12 protein-coding genes are annotated in these 17,227 nt (G+C 68.9%); 5 read left to right on the forward strand and 7 right to left on the reverse strand.

Going from position 1 to position 17,227, the window contains the following annotated elements:
* Positions 1-59: 59 nt before the first annotated feature.
* Positions 60-3,380: a BTAD domain-containing putative transcriptional regulator gene (locus ACYVN4_RS05705; RefSeq protein WP_460718155.1), complete on the forward strand. Its 3,321-nt coding sequence runs from the start codon at positions 60-62 to the stop codon at positions 3,378-3,380.
* A 139-nt stretch (positions 3,381-3,519) separates the two neighbouring features.
* On the opposite strand, the gene ACYVN4_RS05710 is transcribed toward ACYVN4_RS05705, so the two are convergent.
* Entirely contained in the window at positions 3,520-4,896 is a 1,377-nt protein-coding gene (locus ACYVN4_RS05710; protein ID WP_460718156.1) for a serine hydrolase domain-containing protein, read from the reverse strand.
* Between the two features lie 221 nt (positions 4,897-5,117).
* On the opposite strand from ACYVN4_RS05710, the gene ACYVN4_RS05715 reads away from it, so the two are divergent.
* Positions 5,118-6,155 (forward strand): alpha/beta hydrolase, encoded by a 1,038-nt coding sequence (locus ACYVN4_RS05715; protein ID WP_460718157.1) that lies wholly within the window; start codon positions 5,118-5,120, stop codon positions 6,153-6,155.
* A 63-nt stretch (positions 6,156-6,218) separates the two neighbouring features.
* Here the strand turns inward: ACYVN4_RS05715 and ACYVN4_RS05720 are convergent, their stop codons facing one another.
* The 3 genes from ACYVN4_RS05720 to ACYVN4_RS05730 all read right to left on the reverse strand — a co-directional run bounded on the left by ACYVN4_RS05720 (position 6,219) and on the right by ACYVN4_RS05730 (position 9,605).
* Positions 6,219-7,826: a flavin-containing monooxygenase gene (locus tag ACYVN4_RS05720; protein WP_460718158.1), complete on the reverse strand. Its 1,608-nt coding sequence runs from the start codon at positions 7,824-7,826 to the stop codon at positions 6,219-6,221.
* A 115-nt stretch (positions 7,827-7,941) separates the two neighbouring features.
* Positions 7,942-8,268, reverse strand: coding sequence for an ArsR/SmtB family transcription factor (locus tag ACYVN4_RS05725; RefSeq protein WP_460718370.1), 327 nt, complete (start codon positions 8,266-8,268; stop codon positions 7,942-7,944).
* 101 nt (positions 8,269-8,369) lie between these two features.
* Positions 8,370-9,605, reverse strand: a complete 1,236-nt coding sequence (locus ACYVN4_RS05730) for an MFS transporter (protein ID WP_460718159.1) — start codon at positions 9,603-9,605, stop codon at positions 8,370-8,372.
* 110 nt (positions 9,606-9,715) lie between these two features.
* Between ACYVN4_RS05730 and ACYVN4_RS05735 the strand changes: the two genes are divergently transcribed.
* Complete coding sequence (locus ACYVN4_RS05735; protein WP_460718160.1) at positions 9,716-10,483, forward strand: hypothetical protein; 768 nt, start codon at positions 9,716-9,718, stop codon at positions 10,481-10,483.
* Positions 10,484-10,564: 81 nt separating this feature from the next.
* On the opposite strand, the gene ACYVN4_RS05740 is transcribed toward ACYVN4_RS05735, so the two are convergent.
* Positions 10,565-11,347, reverse strand: a complete 783-nt coding sequence (locus tag ACYVN4_RS05740) for an SDR family oxidoreductase (protein ID WP_460718161.1) — start codon at positions 11,345-11,347, stop codon at positions 10,565-10,567.
* 288 nt (positions 11,348-11,635) lie between these two features.
* A complete protein-coding gene (locus tag ACYVN4_RS05745) occupies positions 11,636-13,252 on the reverse strand; it encodes an HNH endonuclease (RefSeq protein WP_460718162.1) in 1,617 nt (538 codons plus the stop codon).
* A gap of 87 nt (positions 13,253-13,339) precedes the next feature.
* Here ACYVN4_RS05745 and ACYVN4_RS05750 point away from each other — a divergent pair, with 87 nt between their 5' ends.
* Positions 13,340-13,834 carry a hypothetical protein gene (locus tag ACYVN4_RS05750; protein ID WP_460718163.1) on the forward strand — a complete coding sequence of 165 codons (495 nt, stop codon included), beginning with the start codon at positions 13,340-13,342 and terminating at the stop codon, positions 13,832-13,834.
* 70 nt (positions 13,835-13,904) lie between these two features.
* On the opposite strand, the gene pabB is transcribed toward ACYVN4_RS05750, so the two are convergent.
* Positions 13,905-16,031, reverse strand: a complete 2,127-nt coding sequence (pabB, locus tag ACYVN4_RS05755; protein ID WP_460718164.1) for an aminodeoxychorismate synthase — start codon at positions 16,029-16,031, stop codon at positions 13,905-13,907.
* A 116-nt stretch (positions 16,032-16,147) separates the two neighbouring features.
* Here pabB and ACYVN4_RS05760 point away from each other — a divergent pair, with 116 nt between their 5' ends.
* The gene (locus ACYVN4_RS05760) at positions 16,148-17,212 is read left to right on the forward strand and encodes a phosphotransferase family protein (protein WP_460718371.1); all 1,065 of its coding nucleotides are present in this window, start codon (positions 16,148-16,150) and stop codon (positions 17,210-17,212) included.
* Positions 17,213-17,227: the final 15 nt, after the last annotated feature.

Here is a 17,227-nt window from a genome sequence, read left to right on the forward strand (position 1 = left end):
GTAATGGACTCGGACATCGGTGACGCGTCCGCGTCGGCGCGGTCTGGAAGACTTCGCCTGTGCAGGTAGGTGTGCTGGGGCCGGTTCGGGTTCATGCGGAGGACGGGACGGCGGTAGAGATCCCCGGGTTCCGGGTGCGGATGCTGCTGGCGCGGTTGGCGTTGGAGTCGGGGCGGGATGTGCCGGTGACGGCGCTCATCGACGGGTTGTGGGGTGAGGAGCCGCCTGCCGATGCGGCGGGGGCGTTGCAGGCGCTGGTGTCGCGGTTGCGGAAGGCGCTGCGCGGGGTGGGGGCGATCGAATTCGGGACTGGCGGGTATCGGCTGCCGGGGATCACGGTGGACGCCGACCGGTTCGAGGAGTTGGTGCGGCAGGGACGCGGGGAGCTGGCCGCCGGGCAGGCAGAGGCGGCCACGCGGCTGCTGGGTGAGGCGCTTGGGTTGTGGCGTGGACCTGCGCTCGGCGATGTGCTCGACGCGCCGTTCGCGCAGGCGAGCGCGACCCGGTTGGACGAGCTGCGTTCCGCCGCGCTCGAGGACCGATTCGAGGCCGAGCTCCAACTGGGCCGGTATGCCGACGTGCTGGTCGATCTCGACATCGCGGGCGCGGAGAATCCGCTCAGCGAGCGGCTGGCCGCCCTGCGCATGCGGGCCCTCGCGGCCGCAGGACGGCAGTCCGACGCGCTCGCCGTCTACGAGGACATGCGGGCGCAGCTGGACGAGGAACTCGGCATCGATCCTTCCGCCGCGCTGCGTGACACCCACCTCGCGTTGCTCCGCGGCGAGCTCGAAATCCCGTCTCCACGTAGAGAACCCGTGACCAAGGTGCTCCCGGCGCGCCTGACCGGGTTCATCGGCCGCGATGCGGAATTGACCGAACTGGCAGGGCTGCTGGCGGATTCGCGACTCGTCACCATTGTCGGACCCGGCGGTGCGGGCAAGACCCGGCTCGCGCTCGAAGCCATGGACCGGCAGACCGGCGCGGTGTTCTTCGTACCCCTCGCGGAACTCGGCGCACCCGATCAGTTGGCCGATGCCGTGGCGGGCGCGCTCGAGAGCCATACCGCCGAGCGCCCCGACAAGACCGCGCGGCTCATCGAACTGCTGGATGTCGGCCCGGCCGTGCTGGTGCTGGACAACTGCGAACACGTCATCGGCGCCGCGGCCGAACTCGCCGAGCGACTGCTGGATCGGCTGCCGCAGTTGCGTGTGCTGGCCACCAGCCGCGAGCCGCTCGCCATTACCGGCGAGGTGCTGTGCCATCTCGACCCGCTGGAACCGCCGGTGGAGACCGTGGATCCGGATGTGGCCCAACGGTCCCCGGCGGTCCGGCTGTTCACCGAGCGGGCCGCGGCGGTGCGCCCGGGTTTCGTGCTGGACGAGGCCACCGTGGCACCGGTGGTCGCCATCTGCCGCCAACTCGATGGTCTCCCACTGGCTTTGGAGCTGGCCGCCGCCAAGCTGCGCGCCATGACCGTCGACCAGGTGGCTCGCCGCCTCAGCGACCGCTTCCGCCTGCTCACCTCCGGCAGCCGCACCGCCCTACCCCGCCAGCGCACCCTGCTCGCCCTGGTCGAGTGGAGCTGGGACCTACTCGAAGAACCCGAAAAACTGCTGGCCCGAAGGTTTTCCGCCTTCCCGGGCGGCGCGACCGCCGACGCCCTGGAAGCCGTCTGCGCCGACACTGATCTCCCCGCCGACGACATCCCCTACCTCCTCGACGCCCTCGTCGAGAAATCCCTCGTCACCGCGACCGCCGACAACCCGCCGCGCTACCGCATGCTGGAAACCATCCGCGCCTACGCCGCCGACCACCTCGCCCGCTCCACCGATGACCTGGGCCCCCGCTACACCGCCTACTACCTCGCCCTAGCCGAACATCACGAGCCGCGTCTACGCACCGCCGAACAACTCGACGCCATAGCCCTGTTCGACGCGGAACACGCCAATATGGCCGCAGCCCTTCGCGCCGCCTTCGGTGGGCACGCCGGATCCACGCCGGGCGCGGAGTTCGCGGTGTCGAACGGGCAGCCGAGGGGAACCAGCAGCACGGTTCGCCCCGCTGCGAAGGCCACCGATCCGACCATCAACATCACTGACTCCGGTACGGGCCACCCGGACACCCGCGACATAGCGGGCGGCATGGGCGATACAACCGATACCCCTGCCGATGCGGCAGGCGCGGCCCGGCTGGTGCGGGCGATGTTCTGGTACTGGGGGATTCGGGGGATGAGCGCCCAGTTCGAGAGTTCGTTGACCGCGGTACGAGCGCTCGGTGATGAGCTGCCGGAGCAGGCGCGGGCGGCGTTCGCCGTGATCGCGTTGATGGGGGTCGCCCCACCGGCCGGGAGTTCGCTGTCGGTGCTGATCGAGGACTGTGTGCGGGCGGGCGGGCTGGAATACCATCCGGCCATGCCGCTCTGGGCGGCGCTGATGGCGGCTCGCTCCGGCGATGACGAACTCGCCGAACGCCAGCTCGAACAGGCGTTGGCCTGGCCGGACCCCTGGGTGCGGGCCAGCGCGCACCTGGCCCGCGATATCGCGCTGACCGGTCAGGGGCGGCTGCCGGCCGGGGCCGAGTCCCGGCGGGAAGCCCTGCGCGGCTTCGAGATCGTGGGTGACCGTTGGGGTCTGACCATGACACTGCTCGCGATCGGCCGCGATCATGCGCTGCGCGGCGAGCACACACCGGCGCTCGCCGCCTATGGTCGCGCCGTCACGCTCGCCTCCGAACTCGATACCGAGGACGATATCTCCGCCGCCCGCGAGGCTCTCGTCCGGCAACGCCTGCGGGGCGGCGAATTCGCCATCGCCGCAAGCGATATCGAGGCCACCCGGCGACTTGCCGCCGAAGCCGGGTTCGCCCGCCTCGCCGCGGTGCTCCTGTTCTGCAGCGCCGAACTGCACCGCCGCTCCGGTGATATTTCCCGCGCGGACCACGATCTCGAGCAGCTCGAACAGCGCATCAGCCGCCTGCCCTACCCGGCCGCGTGGGCCGCCCAGCGCATCGCGACCGCTCGCCTCGACAACCGCCTCGCCGCGGGTGATTCCGAGGCCGCCCGAGCCCTGCTCCCAGCGGTGGTCGAAGGCTCCAGCGTCTACGGCGACTCCGCCGCCCTGGCCCAGGCCGCCGCCCACACCGCCGAACAACTGGCGAAACTCCTTCTGCTGGAAGGCGATCCCTCCGGCGCCGCCACCGCCCTCGGCCTCAGCGAAGCCCTACGCGGCCTCCTCGACCAGGGTGAACCCGAACTCGCCGCCCTCACAACGGAACTCACCACCCTCCTGGGCGAGGACGAGTACCGCGCCGCCTACCACCGCGGCAGCGATCTGTCCCACGCTGTCGCTCTCCAGCGGCTGGCAGCGGCAGCCACTCGCTGACGACGAGCGTCCGGCCGACGGTGGGTTGGCCGGATTCCACCTGGTGTCCGGGGCGGTTCGCCACCCACGACGAAGCCGGTGCCTCACGGAACCGGCTGCGGTGCGGCGGGTTTCGTGAGGCCCCGGCTGTCAGGACTGGTCAGGGGAGGCGGGTGAAGAGGCGGCCTGCCAGGTCGATACCGGTGATGTGGCCTTCGGGGTTGCGGCTGAAGAAGCCGCGTTGGCCGGTGAAAGAGCCTGCGGTGATGATGTATTCGTCGCCGGTGCCGGGGAGCAGGCCGAAGGGGAAGGGCGGGTGGTCCTGGGGGATTTCGGCTTCGGGGGCGGCGGCGCGGATCTCGGGCTTGACCTTGCATTCCAGGTAGAGCTGGTCGCCTTCGGTGTAGCAGGTCATGGTCATGGCGTCGATGTCGTAGACGCCGAACAGTTCCGGGGCGCGGTCGGCGTCGAAGGGGAGCGGCTCGGGGTCCCTGTCGACGACGCCGAGGTAGTGCTCCAGCGCCCAGCGGATGACGGCCTGGTTGGCGGGAATGCCGTCGGGGCTGGCATTGGAGAGCACGACCACCGCGAAATTGCGTTCGGGGACCAGTTGGAAGTTGGCGAACTGGCCGAAGCCGGAACCGTCGTGGCCGACCGTGCGGACACCGTCCACGTCCCGCAGCATCCAGCACAGGCCGAACGCGTCCGCCATGGTGCTGGCCCGCAACGCGACGGTCGGCTGCTGCATCCGGTGTAGGACCTCGCTCGGCAGCACGGTCACGCCCTGCTCGCCGCGGCCGTCGCCGAGGTGGAATCGGCCCCAGCGCAACAGATCCGAGACGGTGGAGCCGAGTCCGCCGCCGGGGTTTTTGGCGCGGGTGCCCTTCCAGGATCGCGCCACCTCGAGCGTGCCGTCTTCCTGGCGCTCGTGCCCGGCGGCGAAGCGGCGGGTCATGACGTCGTCGCGGGAGTAGAAGGTTTCGCGCAGCCCGACCGGCTCCAGAACCGTTTCGGCGATGACCTTTTCGAAGGGCTCGCCCGTCACGTTCTCGATCACGCGGCCCAGCAGGTTGAAGCCCGCCTGACTGTAGGACGGCCGCTCGCCGGGTGCCGCGATCAGCGGCAGTTCGGAGAGGGTCGCGACGAAGGCGGCCAGGCCGTCGTCACCCTCACCGGTGTTGTTGATGAGGTTCCAGTCGAATCCGGCCGTGTGGTTGAGCAGTTGCTTCACGGTGATGGTGGCCGCGTGCCGCTCGTCGGACAGCTTCAGCTCCGGCACATACGTGCGGACGGGAGCGTCCAGGTCGACCTTGCCGTCGGCGACCAGCCGCATCAGCGCGGTGGTGGTGAAGGTCTTGCTGGTCGAGCCGATGGCGAAGAGGGTGTGCTCGGTCACCGGAACCGGGTTCTCGGTGCTGGTCACCCCGACATTGGCGAAGATCTCGCGGCCGTCAGCCCAGATGCCGACGGCCATGCCGGGCATGTCGTACTTCGCGGCGGTGGCGGCGACGAAATCGTTCAACGCGGTGTCGTTCATGGGACTGCCTTTCGGTGGTGCATTCGGTGTGTCCATGACATTGCCGACCCCCGCTGACAGCTCACCGACAGCTCACCGACAGCCGATTTCAGGCCTCTGACCAGCGCTCGAGCCGCCCTCTCAGCACGAGCTCAGCTTCGGGCCAGCAAATGCTTAGAGCCGGATGACAGGCTGGTGAATCAAGTCTTACCAATTGGAAACAACCTGCAAGGAGCTCTCGCGTGCGTTCAAAGAGGATCTGGGGCAGCGCCGTGCTGGCCCTGACGGCAACCGTTCTGCTACCGGTCGCCGCAGGTACCGCCTCCGCTGAATCGGCCACCTCGCTGAACTACGCGGGCACCTCCGCCGACGGCTCCAAGATCGCCTCCAGCACCGCGTCCGACGCGCGCACCTTCAAACTCCAGGTCTATTCGGCCGCCATGGACAAGAACATCGAGGTCGATGTCCAGCGTGCCGCCGACACCTCCGGCCCGACGCCGGTGCTGTACCTGCTCAACGGTGCGGGCGGCGGCACCGACTCCGCGACCTGGCAGAAGCAGACCGACGTGCTGAATTTCCTGTCCGACAAGAACGTCAATGTGGTGCAGCCCGTCGGCGGCGGCTTCAGCTACTACACCGATTGGCGCGCACCGGATCCCAACCTGGGCGTGAACAAGTGGAAGACCTTCCTCACCGAGGAGCTGCCGCCGCTCATCGACAAGGCGCTGAACACCAACGGGCGCAACGCCATTGCCGGTCTGTCCATGGCGGGCACCTCGGTGCTGCAGCTGCCGATCGCCGCGCCCGGCCTGTATCAGTCGGTGGCCGCCTACAGCGGTTGCGCGCAGATCAGCGACCCGATCGGGTACAACTTCGTCAATACCGTGGTCGCCGCGGGCAATGGCGACAGCAAGAACATGTACGGCCCGCAGGGCGATCCCATGTGGGCCGCCAACGACCCGTACGTGCACGCTGACCAGCTGCGCGGCCTGAATCTGTTCATTTCCAGCGGATCCGGCCTGCCGGGCCAGTGGGACACCCTCAACGGCCCGCACACCCTGCCCGGAACCGGCGGCTGGGTCAACCAGAACACCCTCGGTGCGGGCCTCGAGGCCGCCACCAACTACTGCACCCACAACCTGAAGACCAAGCTCGACGGCCTCGGCATCCCGGCCACCTACGACTTCACGCCCACCGGCACCCACTCGTGGGGTTACTGGCAGGACGCGCTGAAGGCCTCGTGGCCGGTCCTGGCTACCGGTCTGGGCCTGCCCGCCTGACCGGGAACGACGAAACCGGCACGCCTTCTAGGGGAAGCGAGCCGGTTTCGTTGGGTTCTGGGGCTAAGCGGTCAGTTCGAAGTTCGGGTAGCCGTTGTCGCGCTCCTCGTCGCAGTAGCGGCGGTAATTGCCGAAACCGCCGATGTACGGCATGAATACACGCTTCTTACCCTCGACGTTCGCGCCCATGTACCAGGAGTTCGCCTTCACGAACAAGGTCCCCTCGGCCACCTCGAGCAGGTGATCGGTCCACTTCACCGCCGCGTCCTCACGAGCCTCGGCCGTGCGAATCCCGTTGGCGCGGCAGTGCTGTACCAGCGCCAGCACCCAGTCCAGCTGCTGCTCGGAGTGCAGCACCATGTTCGCCATAACCGACGGCGTGCCGACACTGTTGATGCTGAACATGTTCGGGAAACCCGGGATACCGAAGCCCAGGTAGGTGACCGGCCCGTCGGCCCACGATTCACCGAGGCGGGCGTCGCGCGCGCCGTGCGGATCGATGCGCAGCAGCGCACCGGTCATGGCATCGAAACCCGTTGCATACACCAGGGTGTCGAGCTCGATGAACTGCTCGCCGGTGCGGACTCCGGTCGGCGTGACCTCGACGACGGGCTCCCGCCGCAGGTTCACCAGCGACACGTTCTCGCGGTTGTACATCTCGTAGTAGCCGGAGTCCGTGCAGATGCGCTTGGTACCGATCGGGTGGTCGTAGGGGATGAGATCATCCGCCACCGCCTGATCGTCGATCTTGGCGCGAATCTTGGCGACCGCGAACTCACGCACCAGCTCATTGGCGGCCATATCGCTGTTCTGGTCGGGGAACACCTTGTTGAACAGCACGCCACCGCCGTTCCAACGGTCCTCCATGGCCTCCGCGCGCTCGGCGGCCGACAGGTCCAGGGCCTTGGTGGTGAGTGAGGCGTGCGGGGTGGCCGCACCGGCGTAGTAGGACTTCTCGCGCCGCTGCCGGTAGGTGGCGCGGATCTCGCCCTGCTCGGCCTCGGTCCACGGCCGGTTGGGCACCGGCACACTGAAATTGGCGGAACGCTGGAAGACGGTGAGCGCCTGCGCCTCGCGCGCGATGATCGGCGACACCTGGATACCCGACGAGCCGGTGCCGATGACGCCGACCCGCTTGCCCTCGAACGAGACGCCGTCCTCGGGCCACTGCGCGGTGAAATACTCCTCGCCCGCGAAGTTTTCGATGCCCGGCAGGTTCGGCTTGATCGGCGCGGACAGGCAGCCGGTGGCGAAGATGACGAACTGCGAACGGAATTCCGCGCCACTCTCGGTGCGCAGCGTCCAGATCGCGGCGGACTCGTCGAACTGCGCGGCGGTGACCCGCTGCCCGAATCGGTAGTGCCGCTTCAGCTCGAAGCGCTCGGCCACATGCTCGATGTAGGACAGGATCTCCGGCTGCGCCGCGAAACGCTCGGTCCAGGTCCAGCTCTGCTGCAGGTCCTCGTCGAAGGAGTAGGAGTAGTCGACGCTCTCCACATCGCAGCGCGCGCCCGGGTACTTGTTCCAGTACCAGGTGCCGCCGACGCCGTCGCCCGCCTCCAGGCCGAGCACGTTCAGTCCGGCCCGCGCCGCCTGGTGGACGCCGTAGAGTCCGGCGAATCCGGCACCGATGATGATCACATCGAATGGGCTGCCCTGCTCGGGGTGCATGCGCGACCTCTCACTATCCGTCTTGCGATATTTCGACTAGGCATATCGTCAAGGCGAATGCGGGCAGCGGGCGATAGCAGGTCCCACTGACCAGGAGCACAGGCCCGAGGGCCGGTCACTCGTGCGCGGGCTCCCCGGTCACGACGTGATCGGCGTGATTGAGACCCTCGCGGACCAGGCGCGAGAGGTGCCCGTCACGCAGCCGGTAGATGATGCGGCGACCGTCGCGGCGGGTCTCGACCATGCCGGTGAAGCGGAGTTTGGCCAGGTGCTGGCTGACCGCGGTACGGGACGCGCCGCACGCCTCGGTCAGTGCGGTGACATCGGCCTCGGCGTCGGCGAGCAGCCAGAGAATGTGCAGCCGGGTCGGATCCGACAGCATGCGAAAGGTGGCGGTGGCGGCCTCGAGGCGGGGCTGATCCGGCACGACGCGGTGGGTCAGGCTCGGCGCCGGACTCGACGGGTGGGCGGGATGCGACGGATGGGCGGGATCCGATGTGGCGGGCAGCGATTTCGCCTTGCTCACCTGCACCCACCGTCCTTTCACCGTGTCGCCGTCACCCTTTCGGCGCCCGCCGTGGCGGACACGGGCCACGCGCGGGCCGCCGTCGTAGCTGCCAGTGTAGCCAGCGCTGCCAGCACGATTGCCGTGGTCGGCAGGCCCGCCAGCGCGCCCAGCTTGCCCGCGATGGGATAGGTGAGCAGGAAGCAGGCGTGCGAGAGCGAGAACTGCGCGGTGAAAACGGCTGTGCGGGTGTCGGGTTCGGACTCGGCCCGCAACAGCCGCGCCGACGGGGTGTTGATCAGCGAGGTGCCCGCGCCCAGCAGCACCCAGGTCAGTGCCAGCACGACGGCGCCGGCGGGGCGGGGGAGCAGGGTCGGCAGGGCTGCCGCCAACAGGCCCACCGGCAGCACGACACAGCCGGTCAGCATGAATCGACGCTCCGAGACGACGGCGAGCAGCCGTGGCGTCGACAGCGCCACGACCATGGACCCGAATCCGAAGCAGCCCAGCGCCAACGCCACCTCGGTGTTCGAACCGCCCAGCCGATCCCGCACGTACACAACGGTATTCACGATCACCAGCGCGGTGGCGGCGGCCACCACCAGGTTCATGGCCAGCAGCCCGCGCAGCACCGGACGGTTCAGCATGATCCGCGCGCCCTCGGTGATGCGCTCGAGCAGCGGGGCGGATCGCTCGGGTGTGGCGAGCCGGGGCAGCCGGGTGGTCACCACCAGCAGCGCGGAGGCCACGAAACCGGCCGCGGTGCCGACGAACAGCGAGTGATAGCTGATCACCGTCAGCAGTGCGGCCGCCAAAACCGGGCTCAGCAGCGACTCCATGTCGTAGGCCAGCCGTGACAGGGAAAGCCCGCGGGTGTAGTCCTCCTCCTCGACCAGGATCGACGGGATGAGCGACTGGAACGCGGGCGTGAAGGTCGCCGAGGCCGATTGCAGCAGCGCGATCAGCACATAGATCTGCCAGGTGTGCGTGACGAACGGCAGCATGAGCGCGATCGCCGCGCGCACCGCGTCCGCCGAGACCAGCACCACCCGGCGCGGCAGCCGCTGGACGAGTGCCGAGATCACCGGTGCCACAGCCACATACGCCACCATCTTGATGGCCAGCGCGGTACCGAGCACCGCGCCCGCCTGGCCGCCCGCGATCTCGTAGGCGAGCAGGCCCAGCGCGACGGTCAGCAGCCCGGTGCCGACCAGGGCGACCACCTGGGCGGTGAACAGCTTGCGGAATGGGGGATGGCGGAGCACGGCGAGCACGCGACCACTATAAGCCAATATGTGCGCAGTTGTGCACATGATGTCCGATATATTCTCGCTTGTCCGAACCGACTGGGTTTGCCGGGTGATTCGTCGCTATCCTCGCGGGCATGGGGAGGAAATTCGCGGCCGGTGCGCTGGCCGCCGCGACGCTGGCCACCGCCGCCTGTGCCCGGCAGGCCGCGACCGCGCCCATGGCCGGCAATCTGCAGCCGCCCGCCGCCGAGCCGACGCCGGCCGCCACCACCCCGGCCGCGCCCATCTCCGACCTGCAGCCCTGCGGCGACATCGCTTCCGCCGCAACGCCTCCGGACTGCTACCTGCAGTCCCGCGATCCGGTCGGCCTGACCTTCGAGGTCCGCCACACCGGCACCGGGCAGCGGGCCACGGTCACCATCTCGGTGCTGGATCCCACCGGCGCGCATGTGCAGACCATTACCGAACAATCCGTGGGCACCACCACGCCCCGCCTGCGCGACCTCGACAACGACGGCCGCGACGAGCTCGTCATCCCGATCATGCTGGCCAGCTCCAACACCCGCTACATCGTCTACCACGCCACCGGCGACTCCGTGCACTTCCAGCGCGCGGGCGAACTCGCGGGCATCGGCCTCGACACCACCGCCGCGGGCTACACCGTGGTCACCGCTCGCGACAGCTACGAACTCTGGAAGATCGAATTCTTCTACTTCGACGCCGACATCCTGCACCCGCTCGTCACCGCCGAGGTGAAATTCCTCGACGACGGCACCGGGCACATCGGCGGCAGCCAATGCACGATCACCGACACCGGCGGCCTCGCCCGCACCACCCTCACCCCCGAGCAGGCCACCACGCAGTTCTGCGCCGAACCCACCGTGCTGCGCGTGCGGCGCTGAATCGACGGCGTTGAATCAGGGGAATCCTCAGGGGAGTTCCCGATACCGCCCGATCAACCGCGGCGCGACCATGAATACGGGTCAGCTCGCCGGCTTCGCATGGCGGCGGTGCAGCCACTCGGCATAGTCGAACGACACTGCCTCGCCGTCGGAGTCGAGGCACAGCGCAGCGTTGCGCACCCGTCGCACGGCCCGGCCGAGTGGCGGCACCGGCAGCGGCAGCAGCGACTGCCCGAGCACACGCCGGCGGATGTCGGCCAGCTCGGCCAGCGTCTGCACGGCCGGTCCGCCCAGATCGCGGACGCGGCCGGACGGGCCCGCGTCGACCGCGTCGGCCAGCCGGGCTGCCACCGCGCCGATGTCGATCGGCTGAAAGCGCATGGCGCTGCGCGGGGCGAGGCGGAAAGTCGCACTCGCGCCGAGGATTTCGTCGATCAGATCGTGGAACTGGGTGGCGCGCAGCAACGTCCACGGCACCGGACCCGAGGTCACCACCCGCTCCTGCGCGACCTTCGTGCGGTAGTAGCTGAACGGCACCTGTTCGCAGCCGACGATCGAGATCTCCACATGATGGCCGACCTGCGCCCGCTGCTCCGCGGCCAGCAGCGTCCGCACACCCTCGACCATGACCGGCGCACTGCGCAAACCCCGATGGCTGACCGCGTCGACGACGGCGTAGACCCCCTCCAGCGCCGCGTCCAGCCCCGCGCCGCTCACCAGATCCACGGCGTGATGCATGGTCCCCGGCACCGGATCGGCCGGAGCGGTCCGGCTCAACACCCGCACCGTATGCCCTCGCGCGACCAATTCCCGCACCACGGGCACCCCCAGCGCCCCGGTCCCACCCACAACCGCCACCTGCATGCCGAACCCCTTCCGCGACTGACTCTCCTCGGACGCTAGAACCACACCCACTGCCGCTCAACATGATTCATCGCATGCCGAGGAATTCCCCACATTTCCCCCGCAACCGCGCGTCGATGAGATTCAATGCCCGCCCGCCAGGGCGCCCCATCATCGTCATGGCGCTCGGCCGGACATCGTCATGGCGCTCGGCCGGATCTGCGGCGCCGGGGTATGCCGCAAATCACCCAGCCGTGTTGTTGATTCCGGACCTGACGGCGCTGGGGTGGGGTGGGTGGATCTCTTCCGTCAGATGTGGGTGGCCTTGGTGCGGTTGCAGCCGCGGCAGAGGATTTGCAGGTTGGCGGGGCTGGTGGCGCCGCCGCGGCTGATCGGGATGATGTGGTCGAATTCGAGGTAGTGGCTGTCGCCGCATTCGACGCAGCGGCCGCCGTCTCGCTGCCAGACGACCGCCTTCACATCCGGGGGGATGGTGCGGGTGTCGCGGCGGCCGGGGGCCAGTGCCAGGCGTTTGGCGATGCGGAGTGCGCCCTCCATGGCCGCGGCCACGTAGGCGGGGTCGGCGACTTCCAGCAGGGCGCCGCCGCGTGCCGAGGTGGCCGCCACCTGGACCAGGCCGTCGGCGGAGGTCACCGAAACCACCCGGGCCCAGGGGATTTCGGTGCCCGCATCGGAGCCGGTGAAGCGGATCTTGCGATTGCTGACGATGAGCCGGCCCTCGCTGCGCTTGGTGCCGCGGGTCAGCTGCCGGATGTGGGCGGCGGGCAGACTCAGATGCACTCGTTCGTCGGGATCCAGGTGCAGGCCGGTGGTCTGGGCCAACGGCAGCTCGCCGGAGCGCAGCCGGGTCAGCATGCGGCCGCGCCGCAGCCGGCGGCGCAGATCCTCGATGAGCGGCCCCGACAGCGACAGCTCGGCGACCGTGTCCTCGAAATCGTCCAGGTCCGGCTGTTCGACCACGCCGTCGGCGAAGGTGAAGGCCACCAGGCGTTCCAGATGATCGTGGGCCGTCGACCGCAGCATCTCCACGGCGGCGGCACGGTCGATGAGCTGATAGCGCAGCGCATCCCACAACGTTTCCCAGTCCTCGTACGGCTCGGCGCGGCGCAGCGCGCGCTCGGCGCGCGGCTGCCAGTCGGCCAGGTATTCGCCTGTTTCGGCGGCACATTCGCGGCACAGCGCGGCCGCGCTGAACAGCCGACGGCGGCGGGGTGCGCCGCAGCGCGGACAGCGGCGGGAATCCTGCGGCGGCACAGCGCGTGTCGCACCGGTCCAGGTGGCGCCGTCCCACCAGCGCAGGCGGGCCGGATCGCGCGGGTCCGGATGCCAGTCCGCCCGTTCGGAATCCGGCGGGGGCGGTGTCTGCCGCGGCTGCGGCGCACGCACCGGATCCACCCGCACCCCGAACTCCCGCACCAGCCCGGCCAGGCTCACCGCGCCCTCGCTCGCCGCCCGGAACTCCCACCCGGCCTCGACGGACTCGGTGTATTCGGGCCCGGTGCGCCGGAACTCACCCAGCACCATGGCGGGCACCGGCTCCGGGGCACCCACCGCGTAGCGGGCCACCGGCCGATCATGATCGAACACCGTCAGCCGCAGGTCCTCGATCGCGGTGAAATCGCCTGCCACCGAACCGATCACCACGATCCCGGCCACCTCGGCCCCGGTGCGCGGCAGCGACACCGACAACCGCGCGGTCCCCGGCTCCGGTTCCGGATCCAGCGTCACCGCCTGCGATACGTGTCTGGGCGCCTCCGACCACACGAAATCCCGCTCCGACCGGGCCCGCCCGTGCGCGCCCACCAGCACCGCCTGCGCCGCGACCGGCCCCGCCGACCGCCACGAAAGCACAACCGTGAGAAGCGATGTCGGAACCGCCGTATGCTCGCCCGTGGTCAGATTCATGGTCCCCGCATGATGTCACGACCCTCCGACAAGAGATTGCGATCAACCCTCCACCGGAATCTGAAAAACGTCCGGCACAGTAGAGGTATGACCACTCCCAAGGGTTCCGGCCGCCCGGACCCCACCCCACGTGCCAAACCCCCGACCTCGCGCGTACCCACGGCAGGCGACATCCTCGCTGCCGCGCAGGCCGCCGTCGAAGCCGCCCAGAACGCCGCCGGACTGGCCCTCGACTCGGCGCAAACCACCGCCTCCACCGCCTTCGACACCGCCGTGCGGCTCCCGCCCGCCTCCATCCAGCTGGCCGCCCAACTCCCCGACCTGATCGAGAACCTGACCAGCGCGGTGGAACGCCTCAACGCCACCATCGACCGCCTGGACCGCACCCTCGCACTGGCCGAACCCGCCTTCGTCGCCTACGACAAAATGCTCACCCGCCTCGAATCCCTCACCGCGCTGGGCGAAGAAGTGTTCAGCCGCGTCGACAAGCTCCCCGGCGTCTCCCTGCTGGGCCGCCTCACCACCCCGCGCCCGGAACCCGAACCCGAACCCGACAAGTCCCGCCGTAACCGCCGCAAATAGATCGGTTAGCTGTGCGCCTTCGATCGTTGGACGGGCGTGTGAGTGCAGCCGAGTGGGAATATGGGTGGAGCTACGCCTGAACCACCTGCGGCAGCGGGCCGGCCAGGCCGGGCAGCGCACGCAGAGCGGCCGCGGCCTTCCAGACCATTTCCCGATACTCCTCGGCCGGATCGGAGTCCAGCACCACCGCGCCGCCCGCACCCACCCGCCAGCCACCCTCGTGCCGGACCGCGGTGCGGATGACGATGTTCAAGTCGGCGGTGCCGCCCAGGCCCAGGAAGCCGATGGTGCCCGAATAGATGCCGCGCGCTTCGGTTTCCAGCGTGTCGATGATCTCGAGCGTGCGCAGCTTGGGCGCGCCGGTCATGGAACCGCCGGGGAAACAGGCACGCAGGCAATCGATCACGGTCAGCTCGGGGCGCAGCCTGCCGCGCACGGTGGACACCAGTTGATGCAGGGTGGTGTACGTCTCGACCGCCATCAGGTGCGGCACGTGCACCGAACCGATCTCGCAGACCCGGCCCAGGTCGTTGCGGAGCAGATCGACGATCATGAGATTTTCGGCGCGAGTCTTGGGGCTGCGGGCCAATTCCGCTGCCAGTTCGGCATCTTCGGCCGGTGTGTGCCCGCGCGGGGCAGTGCCCTTGATCGGTTTGCTCTCCACCGTGCGGGATCGATCCACCTTGAGAAAACGCTCGGGGGACGAGGAGGCCACCTCGAGGTCGGCGAAGCGCAGGAAGGCCGCGTACGGGGCCGGATTGCTGCGGCGCAGCGTGCGGTACACGGTGAGGCCGTCGGCATCGCCGGGCGGGCGGGCACTGTCGGTAATGCAGATTTCGTAGGACTCACCCGCGAGCAACTGCTCCCGGCAGGCGGCGACATCGGCCAGATAGCGTTCGCGGCCGCGGGTCAGGAACGGTGCGACCGTCGCCTCGTCCACGTGCAAGGCCAGCGGCGGCGGGTTCTCCCAGGTGGGCAGGGTTTCCACGATCGCGCGGGCGGCAGTGAGCCAATCCTGCGCGACGGCAGGCGATTCCGGTTCGGACAGGGCCAGCAGGTGGGTGCGGCCCGCCTCGTGATCGACCACGATCAGGCGGTCGGCGAAGATCCACTGCGCGTCCGGGGTAGGGGAGCGGTGCACGGCCTGCGCACCGCAGTCGGCTTTCATCTCATAACCGAGATAGCCGACGTAGCCGCCCGCGAAATCGAAAGGCACATCCGGGAAGTCGATCCGTCGGCGGCGTAGCTCACCGGATAGGTAGTCCAACACGCCGCCCGGCACGTCGCGCCGCCCGGTCGCGGACTCGACCTCCACCCGGCCGCTTCCGACCCGGTAGCGCACCACCTCGGCCAACGGACCAGAGGCGTCGCCGAGGAAGGAGAACCGATCCAGACCTGGCTCCACATGCTCGCTGTCGAGCCAGAAGGCATGCGGGGAAGCGGAATACAGGGCATCGAAGATCGCCTCGGTATCGACCGCCCGCTCCACCACCGTCTGCTCGACCCGATAACGGACCGAGCTTCCCTCTGTCATCCCGGCGTGCTCTTGGCCGGGATCCACAGTCGCAGGGTGGATTCCGGCCAAAACCGCGCCGGAATGACGGGAGTGCCGCTGATGCTCAACCGTCAGGTCGGCGAAGTTCCGCAGCAGCAGCTCACCGTGCTCACTGGAGATGGATTCGGGATGGAACTGCACGCCCCACTGCGGGCGGGTGCGGTGCCGCACACCCATGACCACCCCGTCCGGGGCGGTCGCGGTCACTTCCAGCTCCGCGGGCAGCGGCCGCCCCGCGCACAGCGAGTGATACCGCACCGCCGAGAAATCCTGGGGCACACCGGCGAACAGATCCTGTCCGTCATGGGTGATCCGATCGGGGTACCCGTGCCGGGCGCGCGGCGCGGCCACAACCTCACCGCCCGCCGCCAAGACAATGCCCTGATGCCCCAGGCACACACCCAGCAATGGCAGTCCGGCCCGCGCGATCACCTCGGCCGAGATGCCGAAATCACGCGGAACATCGGGCCGTCCGGGCCCCGGGGAGATGACGATGTTGTCGAACGCGTCGAGCCCCAACTCCTCGATCGAGCTCACCTCGTCATTGCGCACGACGACAGGCTCGACCCCGTTCACCTGGCTGATCAGCTGATACAGGTTGTAGGTGAACGAGTCGTAGTTATCGATCAACAAGGTCCGCATTTGTGCAAGCACAATACGCCTGTGCCGGTGACACTCCGCGTTCCGACCTGCGCGAACGAGTCGCTCGCCACTACTGCAGGCGGACGCCTTCAGTTTCGCCGGTGGCCTACGGCACAATGGGCGGCATGTCTGTCGCACAGCCGGTCGAAGTGGATCGTGACGTCGTCGATTTCGCGATCGTCGGGAAATGGATGGAAGCGCAGGGCTTGCCCGGCGGCGAGTTCGAGGAGGTGAAGCCGCTCGGCGGCGGCACCCAGAACATCATGCTGCGCTTCCGCCGGGGTGGCCGCGAGTATGTACTGCGCCGCGGGCCCAAGCATCTGCGCTCGGCCAGCAACACCGTCATCCAGCGCGAGTCCCGCATTCTGGGCGCGCTCGGCGACACCGAGATTCGCGCGCCGAAGGTGATCGCCGCCTGCCCGGACGAGTCGGTCATCGGCGCGTCCTTCTATCTCATGGAGCCGATCACCGGCTTCAACCCGCAGACCGAACTGCCCGCACTGCACGCCGGTGACGCCGAGATCCGGCGGCAGATGGGCCTGTCCGCGGTCGAGGCCATCGCCCGGCTCGGTTCGCTCGATCACGAGGCGCTGGGCCTGGCCGACTACGGCAAGCCCGAGGGCTTCCTGGAACGCCAGGTGCCGCGCTGGCTCAAGGAACTCGACTCCTACGGCGTCAACGAGGGCTACCCCGGACCGGAGATCCCGGGCGTGCAGCAGGTCGGCGACTGGCTCGACCGCAATCGGCCCGCGGACGCGAAACCCGGCATCCTGCACGGTGACTGCCATCTCGCCAACATGATGTTCTCCTTCGACGGCCCCGAAGTGGTGGCCATGGTCGATTGGGAGATGTCCACCATCGGCGATCCGCTGCTGGACCTGGGCTGGCAGATTGCCACCCGGCCGGTGCCCGGCACCACGGGCGCGGCGCTGGTCGGCTCGCTCGGCGGGGTCGGCGGGCTGCCGACCGTCGAGGAGATGATCGAGCACTACGGCCGGTTCTCCGACCGCGATCTCAGCCACGTCAATTGGTACTCCGTGCTGGCCTGCTTCAAGCTGGGCATCGTGCTGGAAGGCACGCATGCCCGGGCCTGTGCGGGTAAGGCGCCCAAGCAGGTCGGCGATTTTCTGCACGCCATCACCCTCGAACTGTTCGAGAAGGCGCAGCGCATCATGGAATGAGCGCGGCGAACTTGT

It is taken from the genome of Nocardia heshunensis (assembly GCF_054782115.1).

Bases quoted from the DNA above. Each gene is read 5' to 3' on its own strand.
- ACYVN4_RS05760 (WP_460718371.1), top strand. From the start codon at position 16,148: ATGGGCGGCATGTCTGTCGCACAGCCGGTCGAAGTGGATCGTGACGTC.
- ACYVN4_RS05740 (WP_460718161.1), bottom strand. From the start codon at position 11,347: ATGCAGGTGGCGGTTGTGGGTGGGACCGGGGCGCTGGGGGTGCCCGTG.
- ACYVN4_RS05750 (WP_460718163.1), top strand. From the start codon at position 13,340: ATGACCACTCCCAAGGGTTCCGGCCGCCCGGACCCCACCCCACGTGCC.
- ACYVN4_RS05735 (WP_460718160.1), top strand. From the start codon at position 9,716: ATGGGGAGGAAATTCGCGGCCGGTGCGCTGGCCGCCGCGACGCTGGCC.
- pabB (WP_460718164.1), bottom strand. From the start codon at position 16,031: ATGCGGACCTTGTTGATCGATAACTACGACTCGTTCACCTACAACCTG.
- ACYVN4_RS05720 (WP_460718158.1), bottom strand. From the start codon at position 7,826: ATGCACCCCGAGCAGGGCAGCCCATTCGATGTGATCATCATCGGTGCC.
- ACYVN4_RS05745 (WP_460718162.1), bottom strand. From the start codon at position 13,252: ATGAATCTGACCACGGGCGAGCATACGGCGGTTCCGACATCGCTTCTC.
- ACYVN4_RS05710 (WP_460718156.1), bottom strand. From the start codon at position 4,896: ATGAACGACACCGCGTTGAACGATTTCGTCGCCGCCACCGCCGCGAAG.